Source organism: Rhodoferax sp. (assembly GCF_018780565.1).
In the GTDB taxonomy this organism is placed as follows: Bacteria; Pseudomonadota; Gammaproteobacteria; order Burkholderiales; family Burkholderiaceae_C; genus Rhodoferax.
The window spans coordinates 576,841-597,805 of the sequence record NZ_JADMJN010000005.1 but is presented as its reverse complement, the minus strand read 5'-3'; the positions used below and the strand labels follow the sequence as shown (position 1 = coordinate 597,805).

The 20,965-nt window shown below is 56.7% G+C and carries 21 protein-coding genes; all 21 read left to right on the top strand.

From position 1 onward, the window contains the following. Positions 1-100 precede the first annotated feature (100 nt). Positions 101-796: an SMC-Scp complex subunit ScpB gene (gene scpB, locus IV109_RS10245; RefSeq protein WP_296695766.1), complete on the top strand. Its 696-nt coding sequence runs from the start codon at positions 101-103 to the stop codon at positions 794-796. Further along, on the top strand, positions 793-2,190 hold the full coding sequence (locus IV109_RS10240; RefSeq protein WP_296695604.1) for a pseudouridine synthase: 1,398 nt from the start codon (positions 793-795) through the stop codon (positions 2,188-2,190). The genes scpB and IV109_RS10240 overlap by 4 nt, the downstream gene beginning before the upstream one ends. Positions 2,191-2,301: 111 nt before the next feature. Continuing rightward, complete coding sequence (ndk, locus tag IV109_RS10235; protein ID WP_296695603.1) at positions 2,302-2,727, top strand: nucleoside-diphosphate kinase; 426 nt, start codon at positions 2,302-2,304, stop codon at positions 2,725-2,727. 86 nt (positions 2,728-2,813) lie between these two features. After that, positions 2,814-3,962 carry a 23S rRNA (adenine(2503)-C(2))-methyltransferase RlmN gene (rlmN, locus tag IV109_RS10230; RefSeq protein ID WP_296695600.1) on the top strand — a complete coding sequence of 383 codons (1,149 nt, stop codon included), beginning with the start codon at positions 2,814-2,816 and terminating at the stop codon, positions 3,960-3,962. Next, positions 3,959-4,795, top strand: a complete 837-nt coding sequence (gene pilW, locus IV109_RS10225; protein ID WP_296695597.1) for a type IV pilus biogenesis/stability protein PilW — start codon at positions 3,959-3,961, stop codon at positions 4,793-4,795. Before rlmN ends, pilW begins: the two co-directional genes overlap by 4 nt. Continuing rightward, positions 4,788-5,729: a helix-turn-helix domain-containing protein gene (locus IV109_RS10220; RefSeq protein ID WP_296695594.1), complete on the top strand. Its 942-nt coding sequence runs from the start codon at positions 4,788-4,790 to the stop codon at positions 5,727-5,729. The genes pilW and IV109_RS10220 overlap by 8 nt, the downstream gene beginning before the upstream one ends. Positions 5,730-5,740: 11 nt before the next feature. Next, a complete protein-coding gene (ispG, locus tag IV109_RS10215) occupies positions 5,741-7,018 on the top strand; it encodes a flavodoxin-dependent (E)-4-hydroxy-3-methylbut-2-enyl-diphosphate synthase (protein ID WP_296695762.1) in 1,278 nt (425 codons plus the stop codon). Beyond that, the gene (gene hisS / locus IV109_RS10210; protein WP_296695591.1) at positions 7,011-8,324 is read left to right on the top strand and encodes a histidine--tRNA ligase; all 1,314 of its coding nucleotides are present in this window, start codon (positions 7,011-7,013) and stop codon (positions 8,322-8,324) included. The genes ispG and hisS overlap by 8 nt, the downstream gene beginning before the upstream one ends. A gap of 12 nt (positions 8,325-8,336) precedes the next feature. Next, entirely contained in the window at positions 8,337-9,050 is a 714-nt protein-coding gene (locus IV109_RS10205) for a tetratricopeptide repeat protein (RefSeq protein ID WP_296695587.1), read from the top strand. Then, the gene (gene bamB, locus IV109_RS10200) at positions 9,047-10,186 is read left to right on the top strand and encodes an outer membrane protein assembly factor BamB (RefSeq protein WP_296695583.1); all 1,140 of its coding nucleotides are present in this window, start codon (positions 9,047-9,049) and stop codon (positions 10,184-10,186) included. Before IV109_RS10205 ends, bamB begins: the two co-directional genes overlap by 4 nt. Before the next feature lie 23 nt (positions 10,187-10,209). Then, positions 10,210-11,553, top strand: a complete 1,344-nt coding sequence (gene der, locus IV109_RS10195) for a ribosome biogenesis GTPase Der (protein WP_296695579.1) — start codon at positions 10,210-10,212, stop codon at positions 11,551-11,553. 104 nt (positions 11,554-11,657) lie between these two features. Next, entirely contained in the window at positions 11,658-11,924 is a 267-nt protein-coding gene (gene hfq, locus IV109_RS10190; RefSeq protein ID WP_296695575.1) for an RNA chaperone Hfq, read from the top strand. Positions 11,925-11,931: 7 nt separating this feature from the next. Then, a complete protein-coding gene (gene hflX / locus IV109_RS10185; RefSeq protein WP_296695570.1) occupies positions 11,932-13,080 on the top strand; it encodes a GTPase HflX in 1,149 nt (382 codons plus the stop codon). A gap of 39 nt (positions 13,081-13,119) precedes the next feature. Beyond that, positions 13,120-14,520, top strand: a complete 1,401-nt coding sequence (gene hflK, locus IV109_RS10180; protein ID WP_296695567.1) for an FtsH protease activity modulator HflK — start codon at positions 13,120-13,122, stop codon at positions 14,518-14,520. Between the two features lie 12 nt (positions 14,521-14,532). Beyond that, positions 14,533-15,441 carry a protease modulator HflC gene (hflC, locus tag IV109_RS10175; RefSeq protein ID WP_296695564.1) on the top strand — a complete coding sequence of 303 codons (909 nt, stop codon included), beginning with the start codon at positions 14,533-14,535 and terminating at the stop codon, positions 15,439-15,441. Between the two features lie 3 nt (positions 15,442-15,444). Beyond that, positions 15,445-15,633: a DUF2065 domain-containing protein gene (locus tag IV109_RS10170; protein WP_296695562.1), complete on the top strand. Its 189-nt coding sequence runs from the start codon at positions 15,445-15,447 to the stop codon at positions 15,631-15,633. A 57-nt stretch (positions 15,634-15,690) separates the two neighbouring features. Further along, positions 15,691-16,839: an ATP phosphoribosyltransferase regulatory subunit gene (locus IV109_RS10165; RefSeq protein ID WP_296695558.1), complete on the top strand. Its 1,149-nt coding sequence runs from the start codon at positions 15,691-15,693 to the stop codon at positions 16,837-16,839. Positions 16,840-16,851: 12 nt separating this feature from the next. Continuing rightward, a complete protein-coding gene (locus IV109_RS10160) occupies positions 16,852-18,228 on the top strand; it encodes an adenylosuccinate synthase (RefSeq protein ID WP_296695554.1) in 1,377 nt (458 codons plus the stop codon). Positions 18,229-18,316: 88 nt separating this feature from the next. Next, positions 18,317-18,841 (top strand): phosphoribosyltransferase family protein, encoded by a 525-nt coding sequence (locus IV109_RS10155; protein WP_296695549.1) that lies wholly within the window; start codon positions 18,317-18,319, stop codon positions 18,839-18,841. A 14-nt stretch (positions 18,842-18,855) separates the two neighbouring features. Further along, positions 18,856-20,064: a PLP-dependent transferase gene (locus IV109_RS10150; RefSeq protein ID WP_296695545.1), complete on the top strand. Its 1,209-nt coding sequence runs from the start codon at positions 18,856-18,858 to the stop codon at positions 20,062-20,064. Between the two features lie 53 nt (positions 20,065-20,117). Next, positions 20,118-20,930, top strand: coding sequence for a DUF2189 domain-containing protein (locus tag IV109_RS10145; RefSeq protein WP_296695542.1), 813 nt, complete (start codon positions 20,118-20,120; stop codon positions 20,928-20,930). Positions 20,931-20,965: the final 35 nt, after the last annotated feature.

The window sequence follows — 20,965 nt, the reverse complement described above, 5'->3', positions numbered from 1 at the left end:
GTCAGGGTACGCACTGCGAATTTTTCAATCCGCCTGCTGCGCCCCAACGAATCGTACTGATTTTGCACCGTGATGGTGCCCTTCCCGGAACCGCATGACCATGAATACGGCGGATGCCAAGCGCGTACTAGAAACCGCCTTGATTTGCTCCCAGCAACCCTTGCAGGTGCGCGAACTGCGTGCGCTGTTTGACGACGGCTTGGGCTTGGACACGATCAAGCTCATGTTGCAGGAGCTTCAGCTGGATTGGGCGCAGCGCGGGGTTGAGTTGGTCTGCGTGGCAACCGGCTGGCGTTTTCAGAGCCGACCAGAAATGAGGGAATACCTGGACCGGCTGCATCCCGAGAAGCCGCCTCGCTATACCCGCGCGACCCTGGAGACCCTGGCCATCATTGCCTACCGACAGCCCGTGACGCGGGGTGACATAGAGGACATACGGGGTGTGACGGTAAATTCGCTTCTGCTCAAGCAATTGGAAGATCGGGGCTGGGTTGAGGTGATTGGACACCGGGAAGCAATAGGGCGACCGGCACTGTTCGCGACCACCAAGCATTTCCTGGATGATTTGGGGCTGGAGTCTTTGGATCAGTTGCCTCTGCTGGAAACGCCAGCGCAACAGATTGAGGTCATGGACGCTCTGAATGCCAGTGAGTTGACCTATCAGGCCGATGCGGATAGTGCCCAGGCGCTCATAACGAACAACGACAGCGAGAGTGAAGTCTCGGCACCAGTCGAAGCTACCGGTGATGGCAATTCTGGTGATGATTTATTTTTCTTGACGGGAACCCAACCATGAACGAAAACAATCCCGGTTCGCCGGACCCGATGTCCGCCGAGCCTGCTCAGCAGGACGGCAGCCAGGTCGGCAATGAAATGGTTGAGGCCCGGGCAGAGTTGATCGGAAGCGAAGAATCAAAACCTGACGTGACGCCACGGATGCCGCCAGCACGCGACCAGCGGCAGGAATCCGCCATGGCGGGAATCCGGTTTGATGACGTGGTTTCTGGTCAGTTCGATGTGGATGAGGAAAGCGCCGACACGGCTCCGCTCAAACGGGTGCTGGCGCCCATGGCTGAAACCCCCAAGTTGCACAAGGTTCTTGCTCAGGCGGGCATGGGATCGCGTCTGGAGATGGAGCAACTGATCATGGAAGGCCGGATCACGGTTAACAACGAGCCGGCCCACATCGGACAGCGCATTCAATTCGGCGACCACGTGAAAGTCAATGGCAAGCCGATCAGGTTTCGGATTGACGCACCACCAGCACGCGTCATTGCCTACCACAAGCCGGTTGGCGAAGTTGTGACGCATGATGACCCGCAGAATCGTCCCACGGTATTTCGCAGGCTGCCAAAGTTATATCAGGGCAAATGGCAATCAGTTGGACGTCTTGACCTGAATACGGAGGGATTACTGCTATTCACCAGTTCCGGCGAGTTGGCGAACAATTTGATGCATCCGCGTTTTGGGTTGGAGCGCGAATATGCTGTGCGGGTTCTTGGTGCGCTGAGCAAGGACGAAAAGCAAAGATTGCTGGAGGGTGTCAAGCTCGATGACGGCGTTGCCCAGTTTGGTTCGCTGGAAGAAGGTGGCGGAGAAGGCTCAAATTGCTGGTATCGGGTGACCATATCTGAAGGGCGAAATCGGGAGGTCCGTCGGATGTTTGAGGCTGTGGGTCATGCGGTAAGTCGTCTGATCCGCATTCGCTACGGTGCCATGATGCTGCCCCGTGGTCTCAAGCGTGGTGCGTGGATGGAGATGGATGAAGGCGATATTCGCGCATTGATGCAGGCTGCAGGTACGCGAAATTCCCGTGAAGGCGGAGATGATGCAAGGCCGGATGCACCACGCCGTGATGCCTCCGACAAGGATGCGGCCGGGCAAAATCGCTCCCGCAGCAGGCGCGGGAGCGGTCCCCGAAGTTCGGGCAGTGGTCAGCGTAGCGCTCCGGCAGGCGGTGGTGCAAGAGATTCCGGGCAGGGATTTTCTGCGGGCTCAGGACAAGGTCGCAAGAATCGGGGTGAGCAAGGTGATCGGCAAGCCGGTGGAAATCAACCAGACCCCATGAAAACGGCCTTTGGCTACATCGGCGCCGACAGCTTCACGCGGCAGCGCCAGGATCAGGGTCAACGGCGCGGTGGCGGCTCCTCGGGTGGAGGCGGTCAGCGGCGCGGTGGGCGAGGGCGCTAAGGCGCGTGCACCGGTATTTTTCTATCGCCCCCAATTTCCTTCCTACGCAGGTTAAAATACAAAGCTTTGCCCAGTGGGTGGAAATTAATTCTTCAAGCTCAGGAAAAACTCATGACTATCGAACGTACTCTCTCCATCATCAAGCCCGATGCAGTTGCCAAAAACGTGATTGGCCAAATCTACGCCCGCTTCGAAGCAGCTGGTCTGAAAGTGGTTGCCTCCAAGATGGTGCATCTGTCGCGTGGCGAGGCCGAGGCTTTTTACGCCGTTCACAAAGAGCGTCCTTTTTTCAAGGATCTCGTGGGCTTCATGATCTCTGGCCCCGTCATGATTCAAGCACTGGAAGGTGAGAACGCCATTTTGAAGAATCGCGACCTCATGGGTGCGACGGATCCGAAAAAGGCTGCGGCCGGTACCATCCGTGCTGACTTCGCCGATAGCATTGATGCCAATGCCGTGCATGGCTCTGATGCTGCTGAGACCGCTGCTGCGGAAATCAGCTTCTTCTTTGCCGGCATGAACGTGTATTCCCGCTAACACATGGCCCACACGCCCCACTGCGTTTTGCTGCCCCTCAATGGGGCTGTAGTGCGCTTGGGGCAGCCCGGCGCCGCGCCGAAGCGATGACCGCCAATCTGCTTGATTTCGATCTCGAGGGTTTGACTGCTTTTTGTGAGCGGCTGGGTGAGAAGCGCTTTCGTGCTGTTCAGCTTTTTCGCTGGATTCACCAAAAGGGCGCCTCCAGTTTTGATGACATGAGTGATCTTGCAAAGTCCTTGCGAGAGAAACTCAAGAATGTGGCGCATGTGAAGGCGCTGGATGTCATTTCTCAGCACATTTCTGCAGACGGCACCATCAAATGGCTGTTTGATGTGGGCGGTGGAAACGCGGTTGAAGCAGTTTTCATTCCAGAGGAAGATCGCGGCACTCTTTGCATCTCATCGCAAGCGGGTTGTGCTGTTGGTTGTCGTTTCTGTTCCACAGGGCACCAGGGCTTCAGTCGAAACCTGACAACGGGTGAGATCGTGGCGCAGCTTTGGTTTGCCGAGCACTTTTTGCGAAAACACCTGCAACGTGACGAACGCGTCATCTCCAATGTGGTGATGATGGGGATGGGTGAGCCCTTGCAAAACTATGCTGAGCTGGTTCCTGCATTGCGCGTCATGCTGGACGATCATGGCTACGGCATGTCCCGCCGGCGCGTCACGGTTTCAACTTCGGGTGTGGTCCCCATGATTGACCGTCTGGCGCAGGATTGTCCTGTCGCCTTGGCGGTTTCCCTGCACGCGCCAAACGACGCCTTACGCGACAATCTGGTTCCTCTGAACCGTAAGTACCCGATTGCTGAGCTGATGGATGCCTGTAACCGGTACTTGGCCCATGCACCGCGTGACTTTGTTACTTTTGAGTATTGCATGTTGGATGGCGTGAACGACCAGCCAGAGCATGCGCGGGAGCTGGTCGAGCTTGTTCGCCGCCATTCGCGTGGGGGTGTCTGGTGCAAGTTCAACCTGATTCCATTCAATCCTTTCCCGGAATCCGGTTTGCACCGGTCAGCTACGGAAAAAATCCAGATTTTCGCCAAGGTTTTGAGCGATGCTGGTATCGTCACGACAATACGAAAAACACGGGGTGACGATATCGATGCGGCGTGTGGTCAATTGGCCGGTGACGTCATGGATCGTACTGGCGTTGGTGAGCGAATGGCGCGCCAGCGAACAATCATGCTGAAGCCTGTAGCAGCACCAAGCAAGCAAGTCAAGGAGACATGAACATGGATGTGACAGGATGGTTGCAGGACCGGCAGGGATTGCTTGGCGCTTTTTTGATCCTTGTAGCGGTGACAGGGATTTCAGGATGTGCATCCCGATCGGCTGAGCATGGGTCCGGAGGTGACAGAATAGAAATGGTGACCGACTCCGATGAACCTGAGGCGCGCAAACGCGCCCGTATCAGATTGGAGTTGGCCGTTGGATATTTTGAGCAGGGGCAAACGACGATCGCCCTTGATGAGCTGAAGCAATCCATTACGGCAGATCCCACCTATGCCGAGGCCTACAACTTGCGCGGTCTGATCTACATGCGGCTCAATGATTTTCGATTTGCCGAAGAGAGCTTCCGGAAAGTGCTGAGTCTCAATCCCCGGGATTCGAACGTCATGCACAACCTCGGTTGGTTGTTGTGCCAACAAGCTAGGTATCCTGAATCGCTGCAGCTTTTTACACAGGCGCTTGCCAACCCTCAGTATGGGGAACGCGCCAAGACATTCAGAGCCCAGGGCTTGTGTCAGGTCAGGGCTGGCTTTCGGGCAGATGCTGAAGCCAGTTTGGTGAAGTCATATGAATTCGATGCTGGTAACCCTATTACAGCCTATAACCTGGCGGCCTTGCTGTATCAGCGAGGGGACTTTGTCCGGGCTCAGTTCTATGTGCGGCGCCTGAATAACAGCGAACTCGCCAATGCGGAATCGCTGTGGCTTGGTGTCAAGGTTGAGCGTCGCCTGGACAATCGCGACGCCATGCTGCAACTTGCCGCGCAATTGGAAAAGCGGTTTCCAAAGTCAAGTGAGGCTGGTTCTTTCCAGCGGGGAGCCTTTGATGAGTGAGGGTTTGTCTAACGAGGGACTGGTGCCGGGTCAGGATGCAACAGTCAAGGTATCCGGCGGTGCGATGCTTCGCAAGGCACGTGAGGCTGCAGGTCTGCACATCGCCGCGTTGGCAGTTGCGCTGAAAGTCCCGGTCAAGAAGCTGGAAGCGCTTGAAACCGATCGCTTTGACCTGTTGCCGGACACCGTTTTTGTTCGTGCTTTGGCCTCCAGCGTTTGCCGAACCCTAAAGATTGATCCAAACCCGATCTTGGAAAATCTGCCGCACAACGCGGCCCCACGTCTGAAGACCGATGAGTCTGGCATTAACACGCCGTTTCGCGCAACCGGCGACGTATCGGGCTTGCCTTTCTGGGAGCAACTCTCAAAGCCAGTCGTATTGGCGGTTTTATTGCTTCTGGTTGGTGTGGTCGTGTTGGTTTTCTTCCCTTTTGCGGAACATATCAAAGCGGACAATGCTCCAAAGTCTGCGACGGCAGATTTGCCGCCGGTTGTTCTCGCCCCGGTGACTCCGCCGGTGCTAATCGAGCCACCTGCAGTGGTGCCAACACCGACGCCAGCGTTACCGTCCAATTTGATGGAACCTGTGGCGCAGGTTCCTCATGCCCCGGCCTTGGCCGCGAGTGCTGTGGCGATAGCGCCTGCCGCGTCCGCGAGCGTCGCTGCCTTGAAGCCAACTCCGGGCGCCGCGTCGAGTGGCGCAATGGTCGTTCTGAAGGCGCGCGCTTCGTCGTGGGTTGAAGTCGTCGATGCCAGTGGCGCGGTGCAAGTGCGCAAGATCATGGCTGAAGGCGAGGTGATTGGCGCTTCGGGAGCGATGCCTCTGTCGATCGTGTTGGGACGGGCCGATAGCATGGAAGTCCAGGTGCGTGGGAAACTCTTCGATCTGACGCGCGTCGCCAAGGACAATGTAGCTCGTTTCGAGGTGAAGTAGTGGACGCTTTTCTGCCGATTGAAACTGCAACCCCTATAGCACGACGAACCAGACAGGCTCGCGTGGTGTGGGGTTCACGGATCGTCACTGTGGGGGGCGATGCGCCTGTGCGTGTTCAGTCCATGACCAACACCGATACGGTTGATGTGATTGGCACTGCCATTCAGGTGAAGGAGTTGGCGCTCGCGGGTTCGGAGATGGTGCGCCTGACTGTCAATACGCCCGAGGCCGCGCAAGCGGTACCGCATGTCCGTGAACAGCTGGATCGAATGGGGATTGATGTCCCGCTAATCGGTGACTTTCACTATAACGGGCACCGACTCCTGACAGATTTTCCTGCGTGCGCGCAAGCTTTGTCGAAATATCGGATCAACCCGGGCAACGTCGGCAAAGGTGACAAGCGCGACAAGCAGTTTGGTTTGATGATTGAGGCCGCCATGCGCTGGGACAAACCCATACGTATCGGCGTGAACTGGGGTAGTCTGGATCAGGACTTGTTGGCCGGTTTGATGGATGAAAACAGTCGCCGACCTGTTCCCTGGGATGCCAAACCGGTTATGTACGAAGCCTTGATTACATCGGCGATTGAGTCAGCTCGCCGTGCTTCCGAGATGGGCATGAGTCAGAACCAGATTATTCTGTCATGCAAGGTCAGTGGCGTTAGAGACCTTATTGCAGTTTACCGCGAACTTGCACGGCGCTGCGATTACCCTTTGCACTTGGGATTGACCGAGGCAGGTATGGGGACCAAGGGGACGGTTGCCTCGGCTGCTGCACTGTCTGTTTTGCTGCAGGAGGGTATTGGCGACACAATTCGGGTATCGCTGACCCCCCAGCCGGGTGAAGCCCGGACCCAGGAGGTCGTCATTGCTTCGGAGATCCTGCAGGCTCTGGAACTCCGGTCATTTGTGCCCAGCGTGACGGCTTGTCCTGGCTGTGGACGAACGACCAGTACGACGTTTCAGGAACTGACCAAGCAGATCGAAGATTTCCTGCGGGCACAAATGCCGGTGTGGCGTGAAAAATATCCTGGCGTTGAAAAACTCAAGGTCGCCGTGATGGGTTGTATCGTGAATGGCCCCGGTGAAAGCAAACATGCGGATATTGGCATCAGTTTGCCCGGCACTGGCGAAGCACCTGCCGCACCAGTGTTTATTGACGGTGAAAAGCACCTGACCCTGCGCGGAGAGAACATCGCTCAGGAGTTTCAGAGTATTGTTGAAAACTATATTGAGAAGCGCTTTGGTAACCGCGTGGTTACCGAAGCGCCTGATGTGATTCATGAGTGAAAAAGAAAATGTGACGAAGTCAGTCAAACTGACTGGCGTCAAGGGCATGAACGATGTCCTGCCCCCGGATTCTGCTGCGGTTGAATGGCTTGAGGGCAAAGTGCGCTCCTTGATGGCGCGGTATGCCTATCGAAACATTCGTACGCCTATCGTTGAGCGAACCCCCTTGTTCATTCGCGGCCTGGGTGAAGTGACGGACATTGTTGAGAAGGAGATGTACTCCTTCGAAGACCGCCTCAATGGAGACCCGTTGACGCTTCGCCCAGAAGCCACCGCCGGTGTGGTTCGGGCGGTTGTCGAGCATTCCATGCTTTATGACGGTGGCAAGCGCTTGTATTACATCGGCCCGATGTTCCGCCACGAGCGACCACAGAGAGGACGCTATCGTCAGTTTGACCAGATTGGTGCCGAAGCACTGGGGTTCTCCGGTGCCGAGGTGGACGCGGAGCTAATTCTGTTGGCGGTGGCGCTGTGGAAGGATTTGGGTTTGACCGACGTCCGGCTTGAGATCAACAGTCTGGGACAGCCACAGGAACGTCTAACGCATCGGCAAGCGCTGATTGACCATTTTGAACGACACCCGGATGCGCTCGATGAGGACGCCCGACGGCGCTTGTACAGCAACCCACTGCGTATTCTCGACACCAAGAATCCTGTCATGCAAGCCGTAGTGGAGTCCGCTCCCAGACCGATTGACTACTTGGGTGAAGCTTCACTGGCTCATTTTGAGACCTTGAAGACAATCCTGACGGCCAATGGCGTTGCCTTTACCGTCAATCCCCGCTTGGTTCGGGGCATGGATTACTACAACCTCACAGTGTTTGAGTTCGTAACAGACCGGCTGGGTTCGCAGGGTACTGTTTGCGCTGGTGGCCGCTACGACTACCTCGTTGAACAGTTGGGAGGAAAACCTGCCCCGGCCGTTGGATGGGCGCTCGGCGTCGACCGGGTACTCGAACTTGTCAGGGAGCAGGGACTGGCTGCGATCGAGCCACCTTTGGATGCCTATGCGATCGTGTCCGACGCTTCGTCCTTGCCTTTGGTGCTGCAGACGCTGCAAACGCTACGGGCTGCAGGCGTAAGTGTTCAAATGCATACAAGTACCGGTGAAGGTATGGGCAGCATGAAATCCCAATTTAAGCGGGCAGATGGCAGTGGCGCTCAATTCGCACTCATTTTTGGGGCTGATGAAGTGGCTCAAAACTTGGTGACTGTCAAATCCTTGCGTGACGGCAGTGGAGCACAGGTCACCCAATCGCTCGCCTGTGTGGCCGAATGGGCCTCCAACCTACAATCGCGAACTTAACTGAACATTTCCATGGCAAATCATCTAGATCTCGAAGAACAAGAACAACTTGACCAGATCAAGCATTTTTGGAAGCAATACGGCAATGCTATTACCTGGGCTCTGATTGTTGTTCTGGGAGCGTTCGCAAGCTGGAATTTTTACCAGTATTGGCAGCGCAACCAAGCAACTCAGGCGTCCGCCATGTATGACGAGGTGGAGCGTGCCGTCAAGTCGGCGGATGCAGCAAAGATTGACCGTGTTTTTGCCGACATGAAGGACAAATTTTCATCGACTGCTTATGCCCAGCAAGCCGGTCTTCTGGTGGCCAAGCAGTATTACAGCAGTGGCAATATGGACGCCGCCAAGGCGGCGCTGAGTTGGGTTGCCGACAAGTCTGCGGATGCCGGCTATCAGGCCATTGCGAGATTGCGTTTGGTTTCCATATTGATGGATGCCAAGGCTTATGACGATGCATTGAAGCTGTTGACAGCTTCTTTTCCCACCAACTTTGAAGCGCTTGTGGCGGATCGCAAGGGTGACGTGCTGCTGTTGCAGGGAAAAAAAGCGGAGGCGCTTGCTGAATATGGCAAGGCCTATAAGGGTTTTGATGAGCGCACCGAATATCGTCGCCTGGTAGAAGTGAAACTCAATTCGCTTGGCATTGACCCTCTGGGTGACAGTGAAGTCGCCAAAGGCGTGGCGACGGCGAAATCCGCAGGTGCAGTGGCGGAAGGGAAAAAGTGAAGTTCAATTCTGTGATCACCATAGCCACGAAAGTGGCTTTGATTTCTTTGGTTCTGAGTGTGCTGTCTGCATGTTCGAGCGGGCCGGAAAAACCGAAACCTGCTGAATTGGCGCCCAACGCTGGCTTGTTGGGTGTGCGATTGGCTTGGACTTCCAAGATCGGCCTGGTCGATTTTCCGCTCGATGTCAGGGTAAATGGCAATTCGGTGGTCGTTGCCAGTTCAGATGGGGTCGTTGCCTCGTTTGACGCCGTATCTGGCGCAGAGCAGTGGCGAACCAATGTGGGGGGGGCGATTGCAGCCGGTGTCGGAAGTGACGGTCGATTTGCTGCCGTGGTGACGCGTGACAACGAACTGGTTGTTTTGGATGCAGGGCGCGAGGGCTGGCGTCAAAAGCTTGCGGCACAGGGCTTTACGGCGCCGCTGGTGGCTGGTGGACGGGTTTTTTTACTTGGGGCCGATCGTTCAGTGACTGCTTTTGATGTCTCTTCAGGACGCAAGCTTTGGAATCAACAACGTCCAGGTGAAGCCTTGGTATTGCGTCAGAGCGGAGCCTTGCTGGCAGTCGGCGATACGCTTGTGGCTGGATTGTCCGGGCGTTTGGTGGGTATCAATCCTGCGAATGGTTCGGTTCGCTGGGAATCACCCATCGCAACGCCGCGTGGCACCAATGACATTGAGCGTCTGGTTGACGTGGTCGGGCGTGTCAGTCGCGATGGCGGCGTTGTGTGCGCTCGTGCTTTTCAGGCCGCTGTCGGCTGTGTTGACACGACACGAGGTACCCTGCTGTGGAGCAAAGCAGCAAACGGATCAGTTGGCGTACATGGTGACGACAAACATGTATTCGGGGTTGAGAGCGATGGTAAATTGATCGCCTGGCGTCGTGCGGATGGTGAACGTGCATGGGTTTCGGAGCGGTTGCGGTATCGCAGTTTGACCGCACCTTTGATCATCGGACGATCAGTCGTCGTAGGGGATGACACAGGCCTGGTTCATTTGTTGTCGCGCGAGGATGGCTCGGCGCTGACGCGACTGGTCACGGATGGTTCACCGGTCGCTGCAGCCCCTGTGCTGGCAGGCGGAACCTTGCTGGTCGTTACCCGCAACGGTGGTGTTTTCGGCTTCAAGCCAGAGTAAATGTTAATGTCGGACCCCAAGTCATGAAACCAGTATTGGCCCTCGTTGGCCGCCCCAATGTTGGTAAATCGACGCTTTTCAATCGCCTGACCAAATCCCGTGATGCCATCGTTGCAGATTTCGCTGGCCTGACCCGGGATCGTCATTACGGCAACGGGAAGCTGGGTAAGCACGAGTTCATCGTTATTGATACCGGTGGTTTCGAGCCCGATGCTGCAAACGGTATTTTCAAAGAGATGGCAAAGCAAACACGGCAGGCCGTCGCAGAAGCGGATGTCGTTGTTTTTGTCGTGGATGCACGGGACGGCATATCGGCGCAGGATCATGACATCGCCAAATACCTTCGTCGTCTGGGCAAGCCATGTGTGTTGGCCGCCAACAAGGCCGAAGGATTGACGGCTGGCGCCCAGCTGGTCGAATTCTTTGAACTGGGTTTGGGCGAGGTTCATCCCGTTTCGGCTGCGCACGGCCAGGGCATCAATACGCTTCTGGAGTTGGCGCTGGCGCCGCTCCATCTCGCAGACCCTGATGATGAAGAGGAGTTGCGGGAGCCAGGCGTTATCAAGCTGGCCGTTGCGGGTCGTCCCAACGTCGGAAAATCCACCTTGATCAATACGTGGCTTGGTGAAGAGCGCTTGGTAGCGTTTGACTTGCCGGGGACGACTCGGGACGCAATTTCCGTACCTTTCGAGCGCAACGGTCAAAAATTTGAGCTGGTTGATACAGCGGGACTTCGCCGCAAGGGCAAAGTGTTTGAAGCCATTGAGAAATTTTCAGTGGTTAAAACTTTGCAGGCCATTGAGTCCTCCAATGTCGTGTTGCTTTTGATTGACGCGACCCAAGGCGTGACCGATCAGGATGCTCACATTGCTGGCTTCATTCTTGAAAATGGCCGAGCGGTGGTTCTGGCCGTCAATAAATGGGATGCCGTGGACGAGTATCAGAGGGAGCTCGTCAAACGCTCCATTGAAACCCGCTTGCCGTTTCTGAAGTTTGCAACTATGCATTTGATATCGGCAACGAAAAGACAGGGTCTGGGTCCGCTGTGGGGCTCCATTGCGCAAGCCTACAAGGCCGCAAACTGCAAGATGTCGACGCCTGTTTTGACGCGCCTGCTTTTGGAAGCTGTGCAGTTTCAGAGTCCCAAGCGCTCTGGCATGTACCGACCCAAGCTGCGCTACGCCCACCAAGGCGGCATGAACCCCCCTGTGATCGTGATCCATGGCAATTCGCTGGAACACGTTACTGCTGCGTACAAACGCTTTCTGGAAGGGCGGTTTCGCAAGGAGTTTGATTTGGTTGGAACTCCCATGCGGATCGAATTGAAAACATCAAGCAATCCTTATGCCGATAAGGCTGGGAATTGACTTGGCTGAGTTTCAAAAGTACCAATAACTTAATTCGGGGATTGCGTGTTCCGTTGGTGACAACCGACGTTGCTGTGGTATCGTGACACCCTCTTCATAATTTTTTGAACACGGAGAATATCGTGAGCAACAAAGGCCAGTTACTTCAAGACCCTTTTCTCAACGCGCTGCGTCGAGAGCACGTGCCAGTGTCCATTTATTTGGTTAACGGCATCAAGCTGCAAGGTCAAATCGAGTCTTTTGATCAATACGTTGTGCTCTTGCGCAACACGGTCACTCAAATGGTTTACAAACACGCTATTTCCACCATTGTGCCGGGACGTGCCGTGAATTTTGCCAGCGGCGAGGGTGAGCAGCCTGCCGCCGCCTGATCGTCTATTGGCTCCAACCATCCTGGTCGGGGTTGATTTTGGACTCCCCAATTTTGATGGCGAACTCGAAGAGCTGGGTTTGCTGGCTCAAAGCGCCGGGCTGAATCCGGTTGCCCGGGTGACCTGCAAACGCAAGGCTCCTGATGCGGCATTGTTTATCGGCAGCGGAAAAGCCGACGAGATCAAGCTGATGGCGACTCAGTTGGGTGCGGTTGAGATTCTTTTTGATCAGAGTCTGAGTCCCGCGCAGCAGCGTAATCTGGAGCGGCATCTGGAGCTGCCAGTCAATGACCGTACACTCCTGATTCTTGAGATTTTCAGTCAGCGTGCGCGCAGCCATGAAGGCAAGTTGCAGGTTGAACTTGCAAAGATGCAATACCTCAGCACCCGACTGGTTCGCAGGTGGTCCCATCTGGAACGGCAGAGCGGGGGCATTGGCATGCGGGGCGGACCTGGTGAAACCCAGATCGAGCTTGATCGCCGGATGATTGGCGAAAACATCAAAAAGATCAAGGAACGGCTGGTCAAGGTCAAACGCCAGCGCCAGACGCAACGGCGCCAGCGTGAACGCCGCGATGCTTTCAACATTTCCCTGGTTGGGTACACCAATGCTGGGAAGTCCACGCTTTTCAATGCCTTGGTCAAAGCACGGGCTTATGCGGCAGATCAACTTTTCGCGACTCTTGATACAACCACCCGTCAGCTCTATCTGGGCGAGGCGGGGCGCTCAGTCTCACTTTCCGATACGGTCGGATTTATTCGGGATTTGCCGCACGGTTTGATTGATGCATTTCAGGCCACGCTGCAGGAAGCGGTTGATGCCGATCTGCTTCTGCATGTGGTGGATGCGGCCAATCCCAATTTTCCTGAGCAGATCGCTGAGGTGCAGCGTGTGCTGGTGGAGATTGGAGCAGGTGAGATTCCCCAGCTGCTGGTGTTTAATAAGCTTGATGCACTTGAAAATGATCGACGCCCCCTGCAGCTCGAAGATACTTTTGACTTGGCGGGTGTGGCGACACCGAGAATATTTTTAAGCTCAAAGAGTGGCGAAGGCCTTCAGGCTCTGAGACAGCACTTGGCGCGTACCGTGACCGGGGGCGCTTCGCAAGAGGTGCAGGGGGAGCAATCCCCTGAAAATGGTGAGGCTGTCCCCTGATTGGGCACAATCCGGTATTGATATACAAGAGAAGAAGAGATGAAACTTCAATTAAGCGCCTTTCGCTGGGCTGTTTTGTCCGAGCGGTTCAGGGGAATGTTCAACCTGAATGACCCTCGGTGGGGTCGCCATGACGACAAGCCGGTTGAAGGCGAAAAAGGCGAGCCTGCGTCTCCAGATGGCCGGTCGTCCGATACTCCCTCCAAAAGCGGCAATGATCGTGGGCAAAAACAAGGCCCCAACCAGGGGCCACCCGATCTGGACGAGTTGTGGCGTGATTTGAACCGCAAATTGGGTGGCCTGTTCGGGGGCTTGAAAAATGCGGGGCGGGGCGGGGCGGGTGGTTCAATGGGCGGTGGAAATGGCCCTGGAGGATTTCAACCCGACATGAAGAGCGCAGGTATCGGCGCTGGTTTGATTGCCGGCGTTGTCTTGCTGATCTGGCTGGGCACAGGGTTCTTCATTGTTCAAGAGGGTCAGCAGGCCGTCATCACCCAATTTGGAAAGTACAAGTCATCGGTGGGGGCCGGTTTCAACTGGCGTTTGCCGTATCCGATCCAACGTCATGAGTTGATTTTCGTAACCCAGATTCGATCGGTGGATGTGGGGCGTGACACGGTCATCAAGGCCACGGGCCTGCGTGAGTCTGCCATGCTGACCGAGGACGAAAACATTGTCGAGATCAAGTTCGCGGTGCAGTACCGGCTGAGCGATGCCAGGGCTTTTCTTTTTGAGAGCAAGAACCCCGGTGAGGCCGTGGTTCAGGCGGCGGAAACTGCCGTTCGCGAAGTGGTGGGCAAGATGCGCATGGACAGTGCATTGTCCGAAGAGCGCGACCAGATTGCACCTCGCGTTCGTGCTTTGATGCAGAAAATTCTGGATCGCTACAAGGTAGGTATTGAAGTGGTTGGCATCAATTTGCAGCAGGGCGGTGTGCGTCCGCCGGAGCAGGTGCAGGCCGCTTTCGACGATGTGCTGAAAGCCGGTCAGGAACGCGAACGTGCCAAGAACGAAGCGCAAGCCTACGCCAACGATGTGGTTCCACGGGCAGTCGGTTCGGCTTCACGGCTGAAAGAAGAGGCCGACGCTTACAAGGCGAAGATCGTCGCGCAGGCTCAGGGTGATGCGCAACGCTTCAAGTCAGTGCTGACGGAATACCAGAAGGCACCGCAGGTGACCAAGGACCGGATGTACCTTGACACCATGCAACAGATTTACAGCAACGTGACCAAGGTGATGGTGGATTCCAAACAGGGCTCCAACCTTTTGTACCTGCCGCTGGACAAAGTTCTCCAGATGACGGGTCCGGGTGGCGCGTCGGCTGACACCCCGACTGCAGCAGTGCCTGCTGCGGCAGCGCAGACGACCCCGCCCACCGCATCAACCCTTGATGCGCGTACCCGGGATGCATCCCGTTCGCGTGATCGCGATTCCCGCTAAGGAGCCCTCACAATGAACAGGCTAGGTTTTATTTTTTCGTCTTTGCTGGTGGCTTTGGCTCTGGCGAGTTCCATGTTGTTTGTGGTGGACCAGCGGCAGTTTGGCGTGGTCTATGCCTTGGGGCAAATCAAAGAGGTTATTACCGAACCTGGTTTGAACTTCAAATTGCCGCCGCCGTTTCAGAATGTGTCCTACATTGACAAGCGTCTGCTGACACTGGAAACCAGTGATACCGAGCCAATGTTGACCGCTGAAAAGCAACGTGTGGTGATCGACTGGTATGTGCGCTGGCGCATTTCAGAGCCGACTGAGTACATCCGCAATGTGGGCCTGACTGAGGCCGACGGTGCCAATCAGCTCAACCGCGTGGTGCGCAATGCTTTCCAGGAAGAAATCAATAAACGCACCGTCAAGGAGTTGCTGGCGACCAAGCGTGAAGCGCTGACGGCCGACGTCAAAGCCGAAGTGCTGGATAAGGTCAAAGGCAGTAAGCCATGGGGTGTCGATGTGGTGGACGTGCGTATTACCCGTGCTGACTATGTCGATGCCATCACCGAGTCGGTTTACCGGCGCATGGAGGCGGAGCGCAAGCGCGTGGCCAATGAATTGCGTTCGACCGGCGCGGCTGAGGGTGAAAAAATTCGTGCTGACGCGGATCGACAACGTGAAGTGACGGTGGCCAATGCTTACCGTGATGCCCAGAAGATCAAAGGTGAAGGTGACGCTGAAGCTGCCCGCATTTATGCGGAGGCTTTTGGCCGCGATCCGCAGTTTGCCCAGTTTTACCGCAGCCTGGATGCCTACAAGGCCAGCTTCAGCAAGAAGAGCGATGTCATGGTGGTGGATCCATCGTCCTCTGAATTCTTCAAGGTGTTCCGTGGCAACGCGGGTCCGACAGGACCTGCTTCTTCCAAAAAATAGCGCTTGAGCAGCGAAGTTTTCTGGTTGGCCTTGGCCCTCGTTCTGCTGATCGAGGGCCTTTATCCGTTGATGTCTCCTTCCGGGTGGCGTCGGATGTTCCTGCAGATCCTGCAACTCAGTGATGGACAGCTTCGATTTTTCGGAATGTGCAGCATATCTGCAGGGCTCTTGTTGATTTGGTTTCTGCTTTGACAGTTTCCGGGCCTCAAGCCCGGTAAAATCACCGTTTTAACAGCTCCCCAAAATCACATGTCTGCTTGGGTCCTGCCGGATCACATTGCCGATGTCTTGCCGTCCGAAGCGCGGCACATCGAAGAACTTCGTCGAGACTTGCTGGACATGGCGCGATGCTATGGCTACGAGTTGGTCATGCCGCCTTTGCTGGAACACCTTGAGTCTTTGCTCACGGGTGCGGGTAAAGCGCTTGACCTGCAAACCTTCAAGCTCGTGGATCAACTTTCGGGGCGCATGATGGGCTTGCGGGCCGACAGCACGCCCCAAGTGGCCCGTATCGACGCGCATTTGCTCAACCGACAGGGGGTCACCCGCCTGTGCTACTGCGGTCCGGTGTTGCACACCCGTCCAGGCATCCCGCATGCCACGCGTGAGCCCCTGCAATTCGGCGCTGAAATCTACGGCCATGCCGGGCTTGAGGCAGATCTTGAAACCTTGCAATTGGCCCTGGATTGCCTCAAGGTGGCCAAAGTGCAGTCGCCCAGCGTGGATATGGCCGATGCCCGCATCGTCAATGCGCTGCTGGAAGGCGTATCGCTGGAAGGCGACCTGCTGGCGCAGCTTCATGCGGCGCTGGCCGCCAAAGACAGCAGCCAGCTCGCCGTGCTGACCCAGGATTTTCCGTCAGCTTCCCGCCAGGCACTTCTTGCGCTGGTGCAACTGTATGGCGATAAAAGCGTCCTGATTGAAGCTGAAAAAGTGCTTCCCCCCATGCCCGCTGTGCGTGAAGCGCTATCAAATTTGAAGTGGTTTGCCAGCCATCTGGAGGGTACCCAGATGACCTTCGATCTGGCCGATTTACGCGGCTATGCCTATTACACCGGTGCACGGTTCTCAATCTATGCCCAGGGTGCCAGCGATGCCTTGGTGCGGGGTGGTCGTTACGACGAAGTGGGCGCCGTGTTTGGCCGAAACCGTCCGGCCACGGGTTTCAGTCTGGACGTGAAGGCCTTGGTGGGTGTTCTGCCAGCGCCACCCTTGCGTGCGGCGATCCGCGCACCGTGGCGTGAAGCGACTGATTTGCGCACGGCGATAGCCTCGTTGCGCGTCAAGGGTGAAACCGTTGTGTGTGCCTTGCCAGGCCATGAGAGTGAAGTTGATGAGTTCCATTGCGATCGCGAGCTGATTCAGGTCGCGGGGCAGTGGGTCGTGAAAGCCATTTGAGAAATAACTGAAATGAATGCAACCAAAGGACGTAACGTTGTTGTCGTGGGTACCCAATGGGGCGACGAGGGCAAAGGCAAGCTGGTCGACTGGCTGACCGAGAGCGCACAAGGCGTGGTGCGTTTCCAGGGGGGGCACAACGCAGGGCACACCCTGGTGATCAATGGGGTCAAGACCGCGTTGCATCTGATTCCCAGCGGCATCATGCGTCCTGGCGTGAAATGCTACATCGGCAACGGTGTTGTCTTGTCCGCCGCCAAGCTGTTCGAGGAGATCGAAGGACTGGAGAAGGTCGGCATCGAGTTGCGTTCGCGCCTGCGTATCAGCGAGGCCTGCCCGCTGATTTTGCCGTTTCATGCGGCGCTGGACGTGGCCCGCGAAGCGGCGCGCGAGAAGGGCGGCAACGCCAAGATTGGGACCACCGGACGTGGCATTGGCCCCGCCTACGAAGACAAGATTGCCCGCCGCGCATTGCGCGTGCAGGACCTCAAATACCCCGAGCGCTTTGCGTCCAAGCTGCGTGAATTGCTGGATTTGCACAACCATGTGCTGACCACCTACCTGGGTTCGGCAGCGTTTGATTTTGGGCCAACGCTTGCGCCCTATATGGCAGACGGCAAAGTGCAGTTTCAGGCGGTGTTTGATGAGGCGATGCGCCATGCCGAGTTGCTCAAGCCCATGATGGCCGACGTCTCGCGTGAACTCAACGAAGCAAACCTCAAGGGTGCGAACCTGTTGTTTGAAGGTGCTCAGGGCACGCTGCTGGATGTGGACCATGGCACTTATCCCTACGTGACGTCAAGCAACTGCGTGGCTGGCAATGCGGCTGCGGGTTCTGGTGTCGGCCCCGGCATGTTGCACTACATCCTGGGCATTACCAAGGCGTATTGCACACGGGTGGGCGGCGGTCCGTTCCCGACGGAACTGGATTGGGAGACCCCGGGCACACCCGGCTACCACATGAGCACGGTCGGCGCCGAAAAAGGTGTCACCACCGGGCGCAGCCGTCGCTGCGGCTGGTTCGATGCGGCGCTGCTCAAGCGCTCGGCGCAGGTCAATGGCTTGACCGGTCTGTGCATCACCAAACTGGATGTGCTGGATGGTTTGAAGGAATTGCTGCTGTGTACGGGTTACGAACTCGATGGCGAGCTGATTGACATCCTGCCCATGGGCGCTGATGACATCGAGCGCTGCAAACCGATCTACGAAACCATCGAAGGCTGGAGCGACAGCACAGTGGGCGTGACCCAGTACGACAAGTTGCCGACCAATGCACGTCTGTACCTGCAGCGCATCGAGCAAGTCACTGGCGTTCCGATCCACATGGTGTCGACCAGCCCGGACCGTGACCACACGATCATGATGCGTCATCCCTATCTGGCTGATTGAACCGTCAGATATCCCCAAATATTGAATAAAATATTCCGGTAGCCCTCGTGTTACTTGCGTTAATAGCTACTAATTCAGGAGCAACTTCATGTTGACCGAAGACGGCAAACATCTGTATGTGAGCTACGACGAGTACCACAGCCTGATAGAAAAACTGGCCATCAAGATTCACCAATCGGGCTGGCAATTCGACATCATTCTGTGTCTGGCCCGTGGCGGCATGCGTCCCGGCGATATCTTGTCGCGTGTGTTTGACAAGCCGCTGGCCATCATGTCCACCAGTTCGTATCGCTCGGACGGTGGTACGGTGAAGGGGGAGCTGGACATTGCACGTTTCATCACCACCCCCAAAGGCGAGATTGCCGGCAAGGTGCTGCTGGTGGATGATCTGGCCGACTCGGGGCACACGCTGACCGCGGTGATCCAGCAACTCCGGGCCAACTACACGCCCATCACCGAGCTGCGCAGTGCCGTGATCTGGACCAAGGCCATGTCCACTTGCACGCCAGACTATTCGGTTGAATTTTTGTCGACCAATCCCTGGATTCATCAACCCTTTGAAGGTTACGACACCATGCGGCCGGAGAAGCTGATCCAAAAGTGGAGCGTTTGACAACGGAGCTGAACATGCAGGAGCGTTCGACAGCCCTGATTCATCACCCGTACGCGCCACCCGAGGGCTTTGCTGCGCCACAACCAGGGGTGTTCAAGGCCTCGACCGTCATCTTCCCCAGCGTTGCCGCCATGCGCAACTTCGAGTGGAAGGACAAGACGGCTTACACCTACGGCCTGCACGGTACGCCGACCACCTACACCCTGGAAGAGCGTCTGTGTACGCTGGAAGGCGGGCTGCAATGTGTGCTGTTGCCCAGCGGGCTGGCCGCCATCGCCAATGTGGCGTTGTCGCTGCTGCGCAGTGGCGACGAGGTGCTTATTCCTGACAATGCCTATGGTCCCAACAAGGCTTTGGCCGAGGGTGAGCTGACGAGCTGGGGCATCAGCCACCGGTATTACGACCCCCTGAATCCGCAGGATCTGGCGGCGAAAATCAGTTCGCAAACACGCCTGGTCTGGCTGGAAGCGGCGGGTTCGGTGACACTGGAGTTTCCGGATCTGTGCGAGTTGGTGCGGATTTGCCGCGCGCGTGGCGTGCTGACGGCACTGGACAACACCTGGGGTGCAGGGCTCGCCTTTGCCCCCTTTGATCTGCTACCGGGTGTCGAGCCTTCTCTGGGCGTGGACATCTCGGTCCATGCCCTCACCAAATACCCCAGTGGTGGTGGCGATGTGCTTATGGGCAGTGTCATCACGCGCGATGCGGCCTTGCATATGAAGCTCAAGCTGACGCACATGCGCATGGGTTTTGGCGTGGGCGCCAACGATGTCGAGGCGGTACTGCGAGGCTTGCCGAGCCTGGCCTTGCGTTATCGGGCGCACGACGAGACAACTCGGACCTTGGCCCAATGGTGCCAAACCCGCTGCGAGTTTGTACAGGTTCTGCATCCAGCCCTGCCGGATTCGCCGGGGCATGAACATTGGCGCGAGGTGTGCCAGGGTGGACCCGGACACGCGGCCGGATTGCTGAGTGTGATTTTCCAGGCGCACTACAGTCAGAGCCAGATCGATGCCTTTTGCGACGCGCTAAAGTTGTTCAAAATTGGCTACAGCTGGGGTGGCCCCATAAGCCTGGTCGTACCCTACAAGCTTGCATCCATGCGCAGCACTTGGCCTGGCCACCTGAAGCAGGGGACGCTGGTGCGCTTTTCGGTCGGTCTTGAGGCTGCAGCCGATCTGCAGTCTGACCTGAGTCAGGCATTGCAAGCAGCATTGACCTGAGTCAGTGTTTTCCTGAATTGTCATGCGCGACAGTCTCCGATAGGCTGTGGCCCATGAATTCATCTCCAGCTCCCTACGTGCCGCCGCCGGTTGAGGCGCCCACCAAAGAAATCGTCGATCTGCGGTTTTCGGCCCCGTTTCGCTGGCTCGGACGTGGTTGGCAGGACTTGATGGCCGAGAAGGGCATCAGCTTTTTCTACGGCGTGTGTTTCTGGATCATGGCCCTGGTGTTGGGGGCAGTCTTTCGCAGCAAGCCCGAGTACGCCATCTCGATCGCTTCAGGCTGTTTGCTGGTGGGGCCGTTTCTGGCCATGGGTTTGTACGAGGTCAGTCGCCGCCGGGAGCAGGGCTTAGCGCCAGACATGACCTCGTCCTTGACCTGCTGGGACAAGCACCTGGGTAGCATGGGCATGTTGGTGCTGGTGCTGATCGTGCTTGAATTGTTGTGGGGCAGGGCCTCGCTGGTTGTATTTGCGGTGTTTTTCAACACAGGCATGCCATCCACCACGGGCGTGATTCAGGCCGTCTTCAATCTTCAAAACCTGGAGTTCCTGGCGGTCTACCTGCTTGTGGGTGGATTCTTTGCCGGTCTGGTGTTTGCGACCGCAGTGGTGTCCATCCCCATGATTCTGGACCGCGATACCGATGCCATCTCGGCTGGCATTACGAGTTTGCAGGTGGTATTTTCCAACTTGCCTGTCATGCTGCTTTGGGGTGCCTTACTGACGCTGCTGGTGTTGCTGGCCTTGCTTCCCTGGGGGCTGGGCCTGCTCGTGGTCGGTCCCTGGCTGGGGCATGCAAGCTGGCATGCTTACCGGGGTTGCGTGCGCTGGTTGGATGAAAACGCCAGGATGGAGCCGGCCTGAGGCAACAAAAATTCCGTTCAGCATGCCGGGCGCTG

Bases quoted from the DNA above. Each gene is read 5' to 3' on its own strand.
- scpB (WP_296695766.1), top strand. From the start codon at position 101: ATGAATACGGCGGATGCCAAGCGCGTACTAGAAACCGCCTTGATTTGC.
- IV109_RS10240 (WP_296695604.1), top strand. From the start codon at position 793: ATGAACGAAAACAATCCCGGTTCGCCGGACCCGATGTCCGCCGAGCCT.
- ndk (WP_296695603.1), top strand. From the start codon at position 2,302: ATGACTATCGAACGTACTCTCTCCATCATCAAGCCCGATGCAGTTGCC.
- rlmN (WP_296695600.1), top strand. From the start codon at position 2,814: ATGACCGCCAATCTGCTTGATTTCGATCTCGAGGGTTTGACTGCTTTT.
- pilW (WP_296695597.1), top strand. From the start codon at position 3,959: ATGAACATGGATGTGACAGGATGGTTGCAGGACCGGCAGGGATTGCTT.
- IV109_RS10220 (WP_296695594.1), top strand. From the start codon at position 4,788: ATGAGTGAGGGTTTGTCTAACGAGGGACTGGTGCCGGGTCAGGATGCA.
- hisS (WP_296695591.1), top strand. From the start codon at position 7,011: ATGAGTGAAAAAGAAAATGTGACGAAGTCAGTCAAACTGACTGGCGTC.
- IV109_RS10205 (WP_296695587.1), top strand. From the start codon at position 8,337: ATGGCAAATCATCTAGATCTCGAAGAACAAGAACAACTTGACCAGATC.
- der (WP_296695579.1), top strand. From the start codon at position 10,210: ATGAAACCAGTATTGGCCCTCGTTGGCCGCCCCAATGTTGGTAAATCG.
- hflK (WP_296695567.1), top strand. From the start codon at position 13,120: ATGAAACTTCAATTAAGCGCCTTTCGCTGGGCTGTTTTGTCCGAGCGG.
- hflC (WP_296695564.1), top strand. From the start codon at position 14,533: ATGAACAGGCTAGGTTTTATTTTTTCGTCTTTGCTGGTGGCTTTGGCT.
- IV109_RS10165 (WP_296695558.1), top strand. From the start codon at position 15,691: ATGTCTGCTTGGGTCCTGCCGGATCACATTGCCGATGTCTTGCCGTCC.
- IV109_RS10160 (WP_296695554.1), top strand. From the start codon at position 16,852: ATGAATGCAACCAAAGGACGTAACGTTGTTGTCGTGGGTACCCAATGG.
- IV109_RS10155 (WP_296695549.1), top strand. From the start codon at position 18,317: ATGTTGACCGAAGACGGCAAACATCTGTATGTGAGCTACGACGAGTAC.
- IV109_RS10150 (WP_296695545.1), top strand. From the start codon at position 18,856: ATGCAGGAGCGTTCGACAGCCCTGATTCATCACCCGTACGCGCCACCC.
- IV109_RS10145 (WP_296695542.1), top strand. From the start codon at position 20,118: ATGAATTCATCTCCAGCTCCCTACGTGCCGCCGCCGGTTGAGGCGCCC.